At 42.9% G+C, this 15,573-nt stretch carries 10 protein-coding genes; 5 read left to right on the top strand and 5 right to left on the bottom strand.

Going from position 1 to position 15,573, the window contains the following annotated elements:
- The first annotated feature begins 11 nt into the window (after positions 1-11).
- The 5 genes from WJM97_RS11990 (at position 12) to WJM97_RS11970 (ending at position 3,781) form a co-directional block, all read left to right on the top strand.
- Complete coding sequence (locus tag WJM97_RS11990; RefSeq protein ID WP_353929038.1) at positions 12-605, top strand: nucleoside triphosphate pyrophosphatase; 594 nt, start codon at positions 12-14, stop codon at positions 603-605.
- Between the two features lie 185 nt (positions 606-790).
- Positions 791-1,528, top strand: a complete 738-nt coding sequence (locus tag WJM97_RS11985) for a phycocyanobilin:ferredoxin oxidoreductase (RefSeq protein ID WP_353929037.1) — start codon at positions 791-793, stop codon at positions 1,526-1,528.
- A gap of 68 nt (positions 1,529-1,596) precedes the next feature.
- The gene (locus WJM97_RS11980; protein ID WP_353929036.1) at positions 1,597-1,947 is read left to right on the top strand and encodes a histidine triad nucleotide-binding protein; all 351 of its coding nucleotides are present in this window, start codon (positions 1,597-1,599) and stop codon (positions 1,945-1,947) included.
- Between the two features lie 209 nt (positions 1,948-2,156).
- Positions 2,157-3,239, top strand: a complete 1,083-nt coding sequence (gene psbA, locus WJM97_RS11975; protein ID WP_353929035.1) for a photosystem II q(b) protein — start codon at positions 2,157-2,159, stop codon at positions 3,237-3,239.
- A gap of 149 nt (positions 3,240-3,388) precedes the next feature.
- On the top strand, positions 3,389-3,781 hold the full coding sequence (locus tag WJM97_RS11970) for a hypothetical protein (RefSeq protein WP_353929034.1): 393 nt from the start codon (positions 3,389-3,391) through the stop codon (positions 3,779-3,781).
- Between the two features lie 114 nt (positions 3,782-3,895).
- On the opposite strand, the gene WJM97_RS11965 is transcribed toward WJM97_RS11970, so the two are convergent.
- The 5 genes from WJM97_RS11965 to rpsT all read right to left on the bottom strand — a co-directional run bounded on the left by WJM97_RS11965 (position 3,896) and on the right by rpsT (position 15,349).
- Positions 3,896-7,957 (bottom strand): DNA-directed RNA polymerase subunit beta', encoded by a 4,062-nt coding sequence (locus WJM97_RS11965; RefSeq protein ID WP_353929033.1) that lies wholly within the window; start codon positions 7,955-7,957, stop codon positions 3,896-3,898.
- Positions 7,958-8,116: 159 nt separating this feature from the next.
- Positions 8,117-9,994, bottom strand: a complete 1,878-nt coding sequence (locus WJM97_RS11960) for a DNA-directed RNA polymerase subunit gamma (protein WP_353929032.1) — start codon at positions 9,992-9,994, stop codon at positions 8,117-8,119.
- A 107-nt stretch (positions 9,995-10,101) separates the two neighbouring features.
- Entirely contained in the window at positions 10,102-13,464 is a 3,363-nt protein-coding gene (gene rpoB / locus WJM97_RS11955; protein ID WP_353929031.1) for a DNA-directed RNA polymerase subunit beta, read from the bottom strand.
- Positions 13,465-14,193: 729 nt separating this feature from the next.
- On the bottom strand, positions 14,194-14,985 hold the full coding sequence (locus tag WJM97_RS11950) for a TatD family hydrolase (protein WP_353929030.1): 792 nt from the start codon (positions 14,983-14,985) through the stop codon (positions 14,194-14,196).
- A gap of 70 nt (positions 14,986-15,055) precedes the next feature.
- On the bottom strand, positions 15,056-15,349 hold the full coding sequence (gene rpsT, locus WJM97_RS11945; protein WP_353929029.1) for a 30S ribosomal protein S20: 294 nt from the start codon (positions 15,347-15,349) through the stop codon (positions 15,056-15,058).
- Between the last annotated feature and the right edge of the window lie 224 nt (positions 15,350-15,573).

Genomic DNA, 15,573 nt, shown 5'->3' with positions numbered 1-15,573 from the left:
TATTATTAATTATGACTGTTCCTCAATTTATATTAGCTTCTGCTTCTCCTGCTCGTCGTCGCTTATTAAAAACTGTGGGAATTGAACCTATCATTAAAGCTAGTGATTTTGATGAATCACAAATTGAAATTACTGAACCTGCACAGTTAGTAAAAACCTTAGCTCGCTGTAAAGCTGAAACTGTAGCACCTATGTTTTCAGAGGCTTTAGTGATGGGTTGTGATTCAGTTTTAGCTATTGATGGTGAGATTTATGGTAAACCTGAAAATGCAGAGGTGGCTATCGCTCGTTGGCAATTAATGCAAGGTAATTTTGGTGATTTATACACAGGTCATGTGTTGATTGATAATGCACAAAATAAAACTATTGTTAATTGTCAAGTAACTAGGGTTTATTTTGCCAAAATGAGCAATCATGCGATAACAGCCTATGTGAATACAGGTGAACCCCTTAAATGTGCAGGTGCTTTTGCTTTAGAAGGTTTTGGTAGTTTATTTGTGGAAAAAATAGAAGGTTGTCATAGTAATGTGATTGGTTTAAGTTTACCATTACTACGGCAAATGATAGCTGAATTAGGATATGAAGTGACAAATTTTTGGCAATAAATGATCATTGTTTATTGTCAAAATTTCCATCATGCTTTTTACTTAAAACAATTGATTAAATTAGCTGCATTTGGCAACTCCAATCAAGCTTTACGAACAGCTTTTAATCTGTTTATAATTCTCAACACAATAGAATGTACTTACTAATTGTAAAATAAAGAATAAATTACATGATTTAGGATAATATGTCCTCTACTTCTCAACCTTCTCTCCGTGAACAACAACATCCCCTCATTTGTCAACTAGCTGATACAATTGAAGCAGTTTGGCATCAACATCTAGATTTATCAACCTATCATTTACCTGCTGAATTAGGATATGTGGAAGGTAGACTAGAAGGAGAAAAACTCATTATAGAAAATCGCTGTTATCAAACACCACAATTCCGCAAAATGCACTTGGAACTCGCAAGAGTGGGGAATATGTTAGATATTTTGCATTGTGTCATGTTTCCTCGTACTGAATATGATATACCTATGTTTGGTTGCGATTTAGTTGGAGGAAGAGGTCAAATTAGTGCAGCAATTGCCGATCTTTCTCCTGTTAACTTAGAACGAAAATTACCAGCAGGTTATAATTCTCAACTTACACAATTAAACCCTATAAATTTCTCTCAACCCCGTGAACTACCAGAGTGGGGAAATATTTTCTCTGATTTTTGTCTCTTCATTCGCCCTAGTTCTGTAGAAGAAGAAAGCTTATTTTTAGGACGAGTAAAAGAATTTTTAGAAATTCATTGTAGTCAAGCCGTTTCCTCCAGTCCTGTAACATCAGAAAAAGAAGCCGTAATTATTGCTGGACAAAAAAATTACTGCACCAAACAACAACAAAATGATAAAACCAGACGTGTTTTGGAAAAAGCATTTGGTCAAGAGTGGGCAGATAATTACATGACTACCGTATTATTTGATTTACCTCACTAACTGTTTTCCCATTCCTTGCTCTAACAGAATATGATAACTATTCACAGACACGATACACGTAAATCTGCATGAGCAAACCCACAGACACAATTTTCAGTCAAATCATCCGTCGGGAAATTCCCGCCAACATAGTTTATGAGGATGACTTGGCTTTAGCATTCACAGATGTTAACCCCCAAGCACCAGTTCACATCCTCATCATCCCCAAAAAACCCATAGTTAACATAGCTACCGCCGAACCAGAAGATCAAGCTTTACTTGGACATCTATTATTAACCGCCAAAAAAGTCGCCTCCCAAGCAGGACTAGAGAATGGTTATCGCCTAGTTATGAATACAGGTAACGATGGCGGTCAAACCGTCTATCACCTACACATACATATATTAGGCGGACGATCTTTGTCCTGGCCTCCTGGTTGATATTTGCTGATCAAGAATCTACAAATCTTGTGGGGTGGGCATCTTGCCCACCCTAATTATTTTGTCAATCTCGTCACATTAGAAAAACATATATCTGTTATAAGATACACTAAATTAATTTATCTTTACAAAACGAAATATACAGTTTAGAGTTATATACAGGTGAGCAAAACAACTCGCCAACATTATAAACAAAGCAATCATAAACAATGACTACAACCATTCAACAGCGCCAAAGCGCAAACGTATGGGATCGCTTTTGTGAGTTCATCACAAGCACCGAAAACCGTGTATACATCGGCTGGTTCGGCGTACTCATGATCCCTACCCTGTTAGCAGCAACCACCTGCTTCATCATCGCCTTCATAGCTGCGCCTCCCGTTGACATTGACGGTATCCGTGAGCCAGTTGCAGGTTCTTTAATCTACGGAAACAACATCATCTCTGGTGCAGTTGTTCCTTCCTCCAACGCTATTGGTTTGCACTTCTACCCTATCTGGGAAGCAGCTTCCTTAGATGAGTGGTTGTACAACGGTGGTCCTTACCAGTTGGTAGTATTCCACTTCTTAATCGGTGTAGCTTGCTACTTAGGTCGTGAATGGGAACTTTCTTACCGCTTAGGTATGCGTCCTTGGATCTGTGTTGCATTCTCCGCTCCTGTAGCAGCAGCAACCGCAGTATTCTTGGTATACCCCATCGGTCAAGGTTCATTCTCCGACGGTATGCCTTTAGGTATCTCCGGTACATTTAACTTCATGATCGTGTTCCAAGCAGAACACAACATCTTGATGCACCCCTTCCATATGTTAGGTGTAGCTGGTGTATTCGGTGGTTCTTTGTTCTCTGCAATGCACGGTTCTTTGGTAACATCTTCCTTGGTTCGTGAAACAACCGAAACCGAATCTCAAAACTACGGTTACAAGTTCGGTCAAGAAGAAGAAACCTACAACATTGTTGCAGCACATGGTTACTTCGGTCGCTTGATTTTCCAATACGCTTCCTTCAACAACAGCCGTTCCTTACACTTCTTCTTGGCTGCATGGCCAGTAGTTGGTATCTGGTTCACTGCTTTAGGTGTAAGCACCATGGCGTTTAACTTGAACGGTTTCAACTTCAACCAATCCATCATTGATTCTCAAGGTCGTGTCATCGGTACTTGGGCAGATGTAATCAACCGCGCTAACTTAGGTATGGAAGTAATGCACGAGCGTAACGCTCACAACTTCCCCTTGGATTTAGCTGCTGGTGAAGTTGCTCCTGTTGCTTTGAGCGCTCCTGCAATCAACGGTTAATCCACTGGGTTTAATAAGCTTAGTTAAATAAAAAATACCCTCCAGAAATGGGGGGTGTTTTTTTATGCACTGACTCTCTGGGTGAGAAGATTTGTACCTGATGTGTCTGCTAAATGCTGTAAATTAAGAATCAATATAAGGGGTGAAAAATGAGGAAATCAGCCTTAGCCACTATGATGATTGTCATCTCAACTATAGTGATTAATACAGTAACCATTACCAAGGTATATTCTCAAACAAAGTCAGTTCAGGGGGCGACAAATAAAGGTAGTCCAGCTACTAACTTAGTGACAGAAGCAGCAAGTATTAATAATAAATGGAATTATGTTAAAGAAGACTCTGAAACTAAAAATACCAGTTTTACAATACGTGATCCAGAATGCAAAAAAATTAACCCCCTTGACTATCTTGATAATCCAGAAAAATTCTTTAAACCCTGCGTATCAACAAAGGATTTAGACCCTAAAAATTACGAGCCAATTGAATATTTAAAAGTTCCCAGACTTGATTCTGGTTTAAGTGTGACAGTTACGAATTTTTAATGTTAAGGGTTTTCTCAGAAACAAGAAAACAGTTTCAATCAATTGAAAAAAAGAAAATAAAAAGGGTAAAAGCATATTAACTTTTACCCTTTTAATATTACCTATGTTTTGAGATTAATCCTCAAAATCATCATCATCTGCGTATTCCTCTTCTTCTTCCTCTCCTTCAATAGCAGATATGACTTCATCGGCAATTAAATCATCGTCATCATCCAAAATGGATCTATCACTCTGTCTACCACCATAAGTACCACTATCTAAATCAGGAGCATCTAGACTGTACAATTTAGCAGTGCGGTCATCTAATACCATATCCAGAGGATCATCGGCTTCATCTAATACTCCAGAACCCAAATCTGTACCATAATCTTCAATGGTAGTGGTTTCTTCATAGGTGTTATAACCAGTACCTGCGGGTATCAACCGTCCAATGATCACGTTTTCCTTTAAACCACGTAGCCAATCAGACTTACCCTCAATAGCTGCTTCAGTTAACACCCTAGTGGTTTCCTGGAACGAAGCCGCAGAAATGAAACTGTCGGTATTTAAGGATGCCTTAGTAATCCCCAACAACACTGGAGTATATTCAGCCTTAGCTCCACCAGTAATGGACATAGCCTCATTCACCTGTTCCACCTGTCGCAGTTCCACCAACTCACCCGGTAACATGGTGGTGTCCCCACCATCATCAATGCGGACTTTGTTGGTCATCTGGCGGACAATGACCTCAATGTGTTTGTCAGAAATATCAATGCCTTGGGACTGGTACACCATCTGTACCTCATTCACCAAAAAGCTTTGTACTTTCTGTAAGGCATGACTAGCACAGGCATAAATTCCTTCGTCAGAACCCAAACTGAAGAATATCTCTAAAATCTCATGGGGGTTAGAAGGGCCATCGGTTAAAGGTTGACCAGCGTTTACCTGCACCCCATCGGAAACTATCAGGTTTTGTCCGGGCCCAAGGGGATAATCAGTCACAGTCCCACCAGCTTCCATCACCTTGATACTGTAGGCATCACGGACTATGGAAGTTTCATCTCCTTCGCCATAAACTACCTTCACTTCTCCGGCATTCCGAGACAAAATACAGGCTTCCTTGGGTTTACGAGCTTCTAACAACTCTTCAATTCTCGGTAAACCTTGGATAATATCCCCAGTTTTAGCCCGCTCAAATACTAACAATACCAAATTGTCACCCCGTTGCACCAAGTCCCCATCTTCAATCTGCAACACCGCCCCAGGACTGACCCGATAAGGACGACCAGTCCGCAAGGTAATGGAATAGGAGCATGGGGAAACACTCCCGTCCTGACTGTCACCTGTAACTTGTAACTTCTCACCTGCTTTGACTGCTAATACCTGTCCAGATTCTGGCGCTACTATCCCTGGGGCAATTTCTACACCCTCTACTAACAAATCACCTTTCTTGACAGTGGGTGGGGCTGTGGTGGTAATGGTGGTCATGTCTACTTCTCTCAGTACCAAACAACGACGCACCGCTTCTACATCCCTGCGGACACCACGGACAATACCACCCTCCTTACACAAAATCTGAGTCCTAGCTACCACTGCCCCTGGTTCAATGGTCAGACCATCTTCAACTTCTAGGGTAGTGTGGGTACTGCCTTGGGTGGCATCGGCAGCTATGTCACGACGAATGACTAAGGATTCTAAAATTACCAGCTGCAATCTTTGAATCTCAGGATGTTCATCGTCATTAACTAATTCAATGTCCGCAGCTAAGGGAGAAGCTGTAATATCTTCCGCTTCTTCTTCAATTTCTAACACCAATTGCGATCGCAATAGTTCCACCCCTTCTACAGATTTCACCCGTTCGGAATCTTTGTAGGGTAAACGTTGTACTGCCCGCAGTTGAATAGAACGGCCATTGGCTTCTTGACCGACGGATGTAGTCGAAGGTAAGTCAGGATTATTAGGAACGGCAAATTCCACCACCGGACGACTCAATAAGGCCGGACCTTCGGGAGATTCTACATACTGGATATAGCGTAACTCTGTGGCTACTACTCCTTGGAATTCTTCCCCAGGTTGGACAAAGGTGTTATCCCGGCTTAATACTGCCTCTGGATCATCCACCATTAGCAATTCCCCTGGTTTAATCACCACTTCTCTGAGGATGTCGTTTTTCTGGGTGATTTCAATTACACCACTGTTTTGACAGAAAATATCTTTAACAACTTCTGTTCCTGCCTCCACATACTGCCCATCTTCTACCAACAATAAGGAAATATCTTTATTTACCTCATGGGTTTCCTCTGGAATCCACAGTAGTGTTCCCCCAGTTACTACCTCATAACCTAACTTGGCCTTACCTTTCTTCTGCACCTCAATGCCGGCAAATTTTAAAAATCCCCCGGTGGTAGTCCGGTAACTGTCATCAATTAACTCGGCGACAATTTGCCCATTTTGAACTTTAGTTCCCGGTGTAGTCCGCAGGTTAAAGGTTTGATTATTGCTGGTGGAAACTAAATAATTATTCTTGCCTTGGGAACTCTGCACCGTTACTGTTGCCTGATCTAAAATCACAGAAGCGGTGATAATTTCAATTTCCCTAGTCGCTTTCCCTGGTGTCGCCTCCGGTAGCCGCACCATACCCCCATGGACACTGGTGAGTTTGGTTTCTGCCAAGACTCCATTACTGGCAATGGCATCACCATTTTTGACTACCAATTCTGCCCCTGGTGGTAAGTTATAAACTTCCCCAGACAAAATCCAAATCAAACCGCCTCTAGTGGCTGTAGTGGTAGTATTCCCCTGACGGTCGGTTTTTTGTTCTGCTACCACATCGGCAAATTGTACTTCTCCAGCCAAGTCAGTGGCTACATCTTTGACAGCTTTCTCTGTATTTGCCCTGGCAGTCCTACCGCCCAATGCTACCTCAGCAATTAACTGGGCAACTTTTACCTTTTGCCCTGGTTGAATATATAAGGTAGAACCTTGGGTAATGGAAATTTCCTGGTTGTCTCCACCTTCACCTTCAATGTTTAACGTCCCATTGGTTTCTGCATACAAGGCATCTTCACCATGACGGGTACGGTAGGGACGGGTTTTTAACTTACGGGATATTTTCACTGTTCCCGCTGTTTTTGCCCGCACCTGTTGGGCAACTTCCCCGGTAAATACCCCCCCGGTGTGGAAGGTACGCATGGTTAACTGTGTACCCGGTTCACCTATACTTTGGGCAGCAATAATCCCTACGGCTTCACCCAAGTCTACCATTTTGGCATGGGCCAAACTCCAACCATAACAATGTTGACATACGGAACGGGCTGCTTCACAGGTCAGTGGCGATCGCACTAATACCTGTTTAACTCCAGCAGCTTGAATTTCTTCGGCTAAATCATCGGATACTGGGGTGTTGCGAGGGGCGATCATTTCTTTGGTCACAGGATGAATTACATCCTCACCTACCACTCTCCCCATTAATCTTGTGCCTATGGGGATTAATACTTTGGAGTTTTCTATCATGTCTCCTAAGATTATGCCCCGGCTTGTACCGCAGTCTATTTCCCGCACAATTACATCTTGGGAAACATCCACCAATCGTCTGGTTAAATATCCAGAGTCGGCGGTTCTCAGTGCTGTATCAACTAATCCCTTTCTTGCTCCGTAACTAGAAATAATATATTCTGTAACTGTTAGTCCTTCCCGGAAGTTGGTTTTAATAGGTAGGTCAATAATCTCTCCTTGGGGATCTGCCATTAGTCCCCGCATTCCTACTAACTGCCTGACTTGGGAAATGTTTCCCCGCGCTCCAGAGAAGGCCATCATGTAGACGGAGTTGAGGGGATTGGTTTGTTTAAAGTGGGTAACAACTTCGTCTTTTAAACTTTCTGATGTTCCATTCCAGGTATCAATTACCTTTTGGAAACGTTCCACTTCAGTAATTTCACCCCGTTTAAACCGTTCCTCGGTGCTGAGAATCTCTGCTTCTGCTGCTTCCAGGAGGGATTTTTTGGAAGGGGGAACCATCAAATCATCTACGCTGATGGATACTCCGGCTTTGGTAGCATAGCGGAAACCCAGGTCTTTGAGTTTATCCGCCATTACCGCTGTCCGTGCTGTCCCATAATGGGTAAACGACCACGCAATTAATTTTCTCAGTTGACCCTTGTTAACGACAAGGTTACGAAAAATCATGTTTTCAGTCATTAGTCATTAGTCCTTAGTCATTGGTAATCAGGAATAGGAAATAGGGGATAGGCAACAGGGAACAGGGAAAAATGGGAGAAAATTTCTCATCAGCACTCCGTAATCGGTACTCATAACTTTTCTTCACTGTCACCTGTCAACTGTCAACTGTCACCTCACCTAACTAGCTAACGCTTCTTCAATTGCCTTGTTATAAATCACCCTACCAGGGGTCGTATAGATATACTGAGACATCAAATTACCTTGGGCATCTTCACGGACACGGCGGAATTTATACAGCAAAGTCCGAGTACCATCTTCGTTTTGGACAACTTCTAACGGCTCTTTATCAGGTTCTCCTGTTTGCATTTCCCCATCAAACCGCACGTAAATATAGGCATGAAGGTCTACTTGTTGTTCTTGATATGCCATAATTACGTCATCCAAGGAAGCAAAAAATTTGTCTTTACCTTTTGTCGCTCCGGGGTTTTCGGCAGTTAGGTAATATGCTCCCAAAACCATATCTTGGCTAGGGGTAACAATGGGTTTACCTGTTGCTGGTGAAAGAATGTTGTTAGAAGCCAACATCAACAGCCGCGCTTCTGCCTGACTTTCTAAGGATAGAGGTACATGAACTGCCATTTGGTCACCATCAAAGTCAGCGTTAAAGGCTGGACATACCAAAGGATGGAGTTGAATAGCTCTACCTTCTACTAAAATCGGTTCAAAAGCCTGAATACCTAACCTATGCAGGGTGGGTGCTCGGTTTAACATCACCGGATGCCCTTCTATCACCTCTTCCAACACATCCCAGACGCTGGGGTCATTGCGAGAAATTAGTTTCTTCGCTGCCTTGATATTGTTCACCATGCCGGAACGAATCAACCTGTTAATCACAAAGGGCTGGAATAATTCAATGGCCATTTCCCTCGGTAATCCACACTGGTGAATTTGTAACTTGGGTCCGACCACAATTACAGAACGTCCAGAATAGTCCACCCGTTTACCTAACAGGTTCTGCCGGAAACGTCCCTGTTTACCTTCAATAATGTCCGACAAAGACTTCAAAGGACGGTTATTTGCTCCCACCACAGTCCGACCGCGACGACCATTATCAATCAGAGCATCTACCGCTTCCTGCAACATCCGTTTTTCGTTACGGACAATAATCTCCGGTGCCAAAATTTCCTGTAATCTAGCTAACCGATTGTTACGGTTAATCACCCGGCGGTACAAATCATTCAAATCACTGGTGGCAAATCTCCCCCCATCCAACTGCACCATTGGACGCAAATCGGGAGGAATCACGGGAATATAAGACATTACCATCCATTCTGGTTTAGAACCAGTAGCAATGAAGTTATCAATCACCCGCAGCCGTTTAATTAATTTGGCGCGTTTTTGTCCCTTGGCATTATTAATTTCTTCCCGCAGACTTTCGGCTTCCTGCTCCAAATTAATATCTGCCAACAATCTCAGCAGCGCCTCAGCCCCAATGCCAACTTCCACCCCTACCAGTTGGGAATCTTCGCTGTAAATAGCATCTTCAATTTCAATCCACTGGTCTTCGGTTAACAGTTGTTTGTAGGTAAGAGTATCAGCATTACCAGCAGCCAACACACAGTATGAGTTGAAGTAAACAATTTGCTCCACATCCCGCAAGGGCATATCTAGCAAAATCGCAATATAACTGGGGATACCTTTGAGATACCAGACATGGGCTACTGGTGCTGCCAGCTTAATAAAACCCATGCGGTGACGACGTACCCTCGATTCTGTCACTTCCACACCGCAGCGCTCGCAGACAATCCCACGATGGCGCACCCGTTTATATTTACCACAGTGACATTCCCAGTCCTTCGCCGGGCCAAAAATCCGTTCACAAAATAAACCATCCATTTCTGGTTTCAAAGTCCGGTAGTTAATGGTTTCTGGTTTTGTCACCTCACCCACTACCTGACCATTAGGTAAAGTCCGCTCTCCCCAAATGCGAATCCGGTCTGGTGATGCTATACCGATTTTTACGTAGTCAAATTGATTAGATTGAATTGATCTCATAATAATTATTAGTCATTAGTTATTAGTTATTAGTCTCATTAGTAATGGGTAATGGGTAATGGGGTTATTTATTTCTCCCCTCACCCACTCACCCCCTCACCTCATTACTACTCTTCCTCTTCCAAGGACTCACGGGAAAGTGACTGATAGGTAGGACGAGGTGGAGTACGACGAGAACCTTGGTCTGCCATCAGGTCAACTTCCACATCCAAGGAACTACCATCAGCTTGGGTTTCTACCTTATGGACAGCAATATCTAAACCCAAGGACTGCAACTCTCGCATCAATACCTTAAAGGATTCTGGAGTACCAGGACGGGGAATAGCCTTACCCTTAACAATGGCATTGAGTGCTTCGTTTCTACCTTGCATATCATCGGACTTAACAGTTAACAATTCCTGCAAGGTATAAGCCGCACCAAAGGCCTCCAACGCCCATACTTCCATTTCTCCAAATCTTTGTCCACCTTGTTGAGCTTTACCACCCAGGGGTTGTTGAGTCACCAGAGAATAGGGTCCAGTGGAACGAGCGTGAATTTTATCATCAACTAAATGCACCAGTTTGAGCATATAGGCCACACCTACGGTGACAGGATGGTCAAAGGGTTCACCAGTACGCCCATCATAAACCGTGATTTTGCCAGCATTGTCAGGGTTATAGAGCCAATCTTTCCCAGTTTCATCCCGCGACTCTTGTAACTTGCCGTGGACAATCCGCCGTGATGACTCTTCCCCATACATTTCGTCAAAGGGAGTAATTTTAAACCTCACTCCCAAGTTATAGCCAGCCCAACCTAATAAACATTCAAATACTTGACCTACGTTCATCCGGCTCGGTACACCCAAGGGATTGAGAACGATATCTACTGGTGAACCATCGGGCAAATAAGGCATATCTTCGGCTGGGAGAATCCGGGAAATAATCCCTTTGTTACCATGTCTCCCTGCCATTTTGTCGCCGACTTGGATTTTCCGTTTTTGGGCAACGTAAACCCGTACTACCATGTTTGCACCCGGTGGCAGTTCATCACCCTGTTCTCTGGTGAACAGTCGCACATCCACAACCCGGCCTTTTTCACCGTTGGGAACGCGTAGGGAATTATCCCGCACATCACGAGCTTTTTCACCAAAGATTGCCCGGAGGAGTTTTTCTTCTGGGGGTTGGTCAGATTCACCTTTGGGGGTGACTTTTCCCACGAGAATATCCCCAGCATCTACCCATGCTCCGATTCGAATTATTCCCTGTTCATCCAATTGACGTAAGGCATCTTCCCCGACGTTGGGAATTTCTCTGGTGATTTCTTCTGGTCCGAGTTTGGTTTGTCTGGCTTCAATTTCATATTTTTCAATGTGAATTGAGGTGTATACATCGTCTTGGACCAGACGTTCAGAAATCAAGATTGCATCTTCGTAGTTGTAACCTTCCCAGGGCATATAGGTAACAACGATGTTTTGTCCTAATGCCAGTTCTCCCCCTTCTGTAGAAGAACCATCAGCCAGAACTTGTCCAGCAACAACTTTTTCCCCAATTCTCACCAGTGGTTTTTGGTTTAAGCAGGTATCTTGGTTAGAGCGTTGATATTTAGATAAAACATATCTAATTTCCTGGGGTTTGGAGACTGAGGAAGAGGAGGTTTCTTGGCTGTCACCTGTCACCTGTAACCTGTCACCTGTTCCCTCCCTAACTCTGACACGAATTTCGGATGCGTCTACATACACTACATCCCCATCTGTCCGGGATACAATCACCATCCCTGAGTCTCTAGCACCTTGGGCTTCTAAGCCTGTTCCTACTAAGGGACGTTCTGGTTTTAATAAAGGTACTGCCTGACGTTGCATATTTGACCCCATTAAGGCACGGTTCGCATCATCATGTTCCAGGAAGGGAATCATGCTGGTTGCTACGGATACGATCTGTACTGGGGAAACGGCTACGTAGTCTACTTGTTCTGGGCTTGTGGTTGTCCAATCTTGCCGATAGCGGACGGGTACTTGTGGTCCTTTGATGTAACCGTTTTCGTCTAAGGGTACGTCACCTGTGGCAGTTCGCAGATCGTCTTCTTCGTCTGCTGTCATGTACACTGGTGGGATATCAAATCTTACTCTGCCATTTTCTACGGGTCTAAAGGGTGTTTCTAAAAATCCATAGAGGTTAACGCGGGCATGGGTAGCTAGTGAACCAATTAGTCCGGCGTTTGGTCCCTCTGGAGTTTCAATTGGGCAAATACGTCCGTAGTGGCTAGGATGAATATCCCGTACAGCAAAGCCCGCTCTTTCTCTGGTTAAACCTCCAGGGCCCAAGGCACTGAGTCGGCGTTTATGGGTCAATTCTGCTAAGGGATTGGTTTGATCCATAAACTGACTTAGTTGGCTAGAACCAAAGAATTCTTTGATTGCTGCCACTAATGGTTTGGGGTTGACTAGGGATGCGGGGGTCAGAACTTCAGCATCTGATACTGTCATTCTTTCCCGAATAATCCGCTCTAATCTGTTTAAGCCTACTCTCACTTGGTTTTGCAGTAGTTCACCAACACTTCTAACTCGGCGATTTCCGAGGTGATCAATGTCGTCAATGCTACCAATATCATATTCTAGATTGATCAGATAATCTATGGCGGAGAGGATGTCCCCTGGGGTCAGGACGCGCATGGTGTCTGGGACGGAGAGGCGGAGTTTTTTGTTGAGTTTGTATCTACCTACTTTACCCAGGTCATAGCGCTTGGGATCAAAGAAGCGTGATTCTAGTAGTTGCTGTCCACCTAGTACTGTTGGCGGTTCACCAGGACGAAGTTTGCGATACAACTCCATCAGGGCTTCTTCTTCGGAAAATTGCCCTTCTTTTTCAATGGTTTTTTGGAAATACTCTGGGTGGCGTAGGGCATCAAAGATTTCGTTATCAGATAATCCTAGTGCTTTGAGAAGTACCTGGGCTGATAGTTTGCGGGTTTTATCTATTCTGACCCACACTAAATCGTTACGATCCGTTTCAAATTTGAGCCATGCCCCCCGGTTGGGTATTAAGCTGGCAGAATAAGTCCTGCGTCCGTTTTTGTCAATTTCTGATTTGTAATAAACTCCTGGCGACCGGACGATCTGGTTAACTATTACCCTCTCGGCTCCGTTAATAATAAACGTACCCCTATCTGTCATTAAGGGCAGATCACCTATGAATACTTCTTGTTCTTTAATATCCCCTGTTTCTTTATTTAGCAGTCTTGTAGGCACATACATCTGTACTGCATAAGTGCTATCACGTCGTTTAGATTCTTCGACGCTATATTTAGGTTCTTTGAGTTTATAGTTTTGTCCTAAAAAGTGAAGTTCTAGTTTCCCTGTGTAATCTGTGATGGGACTAAATGAGTTCAACTCTTCTATTAATCCTTCTTCTAAAAACCAGCGAAAGCTTGAACGCTGGATTTCAATCAAGTCGGGCAACAGAAAGGCTGGTTCCATGTATGTTTCGTTAGTCATGCCTCTACCTTTGTCAACCTGGTTAAACTTTCGCTTGAGTGCTGCTGTGTTGGTGTTCCCAACTTTAGCTTTGTCTGTACAATTTATTGAGTAATTTTTCTAGAAACTACCCTTTCTTGTAGCTTAAAAGCTATTTGCAGCTATAAAATCTGAAATGGATATTGCTGAGGAGGGGTGATATTTTTTCTGGACGCAGCCAAGGTTTCACTCATACTGCTGTATTTTTAACACGCCTCTTCTATACTGGTGGTGATATCCCAAAAATGAAGAATCCGTAAGGGTCGGTTCTGAATCAGGATGAATTTATTTTGCTGATTTTTAGTCACAAGGCTCTTACTTTTATTAATCTTTAATAGTTTGATACTCAGAATTCAGCTGTTGTGGTTGCATTCCATATCCGAATAGTCTGCCAGGGCTTGTTTTTTATTGAGAGCATCTGCTTGTAGAGATATTTTAGATGTCCGTAAATTTTGGATATTTTTATGATCAACAATCACTAGCTCCTGACTAACTAGATTTTTTCATAGCTGTAACTTGGCTAATTTCTGTAGTTAGTTTAATGTTCCTTCCTTTATCATTATGACCTATGTAAAATGCTTTGGAGGATAATGATTTTATCACAGTTTTGTCATGGCAGAGTTCAGGTTTTTGTGATTTACTTCATAAGATAGCTTGAAGAAATGTTACTGGTAGGTTAATTTGCCATCATCTCTAATGCTGAAATTAATTCTATTTATCTAATGACAGTCCAAACAATTTACAAGCATTTTCCGTGGTTTGATTGGCAATCTCTTCTACTGTTTCTCCCCTGATTTTTGCTAGTTGTTGGGCTACATAACCCACGTAAGCGGGTTCGTTGCGCTTTTCTCCCCTTTTGGGTGTGGGCGACAAAAAGGGACAATCAGTTTCTATTAACAAGCGATCGCTGCTAACCATAGCTGCTGATGCTTGTATGGTTTTTGCATTTTTAAAGGTGACTGTGCCACTAAAACTGATGTAAAAGCCCAAATCTAGAAACCATTGAGTCTCTTGAGGTGTACCACCCCAACAGTGCATTACACCCCGTACTCTTTCCCCTTGAATCTCTCGCCATTTTTGCAATATCTCTCTTACTTGTGGAGCTGCATCACGACAATGGATGATCACTGGTAAGTTCAATTCGGTGGCGATCGCTAACTGTTCTTCAAATACCATGACCTGTTGCTCATAGTTATTTGCTTTGTAGAAATCTAAGCCCATTTCTCCAATAGCTACAATTTGATGATCAGAATTGGCTAGAGATTTTATTTTCTCTGCTGTGTTCTGTTCCCATTTACAGGCATCTAAGGGATGCAAGCCAACAGCAAAGCTAATTTCGGGAAATTGGTGAGCTAGGGCTTGGATGCTGGCAAATTCTCCGGGATGAACACAGGAATGGACTAGATGTACTATCCCTGCTGTTTGCCAACGCGATCGCACTGCTGCTAAATCTGTCCGAAAAAGATCAAAGTTAAGATGTACGTGGGTGTCTATTAGCCGCATAGTTTTTGTCAGAGGCCATTGCTGAGGATGTTGTGAGTCTTTATTAGCTCGTTATCAATAACTACAACTGCTATGCTGTTTGGGTAACAGCTTTGACTCTTTTAGCCAATCTTGACTTCTTCCTAGCTCCGTTGTTGGGATGGAATATACCCCGCTTCACAGCTTTATCAATTTTGCTGTAAGCCTCAGACATTCTTGTATCTACAACTTGCTTTGCTTCTGGGCTAGGATTAGCCCCATATTCTTCTACTGCCACAAAGTATTTTTTCATCAGCGTTCTTACTGCTGACTTATATGCTTTGTTCCGCAGACGATTACGTTCACCGATTTTTGCGCGTTTAAGAGCAGACTTTGAATTAGCCACAGTCAATTCCAAAAAGACTATTAATTAATATGTACACACACTACTAGATTTACTAATATAGCACCAAAATTACCAATGTTATAATTTCTGCAAAAAATCTTACCTAAAAAATTTCTGATCAGCATTTTGCCAAAGTTGTGAATTTGCATCAAGAAGAAAAGATATGATTAAGATTATTAGGCAAGAATCTTAGGAGTATCAAAAAAATCCAGGTTAAGCTAGAG

The organism is Okeanomitos corallinicola TIOX110 (assembly GCF_038050375.1).
Classification (GTDB): Bacteria; Cyanobacteriota; Cyanobacteriia; order Cyanobacteriales; family Nostocaceae; genus Okeanomitos; species Okeanomitos corallinicola.
The sequence above is the reverse complement of the archived record's forward strand: the minus strand, read 5'-3'. Positions and strand labels throughout refer to the sequence as shown.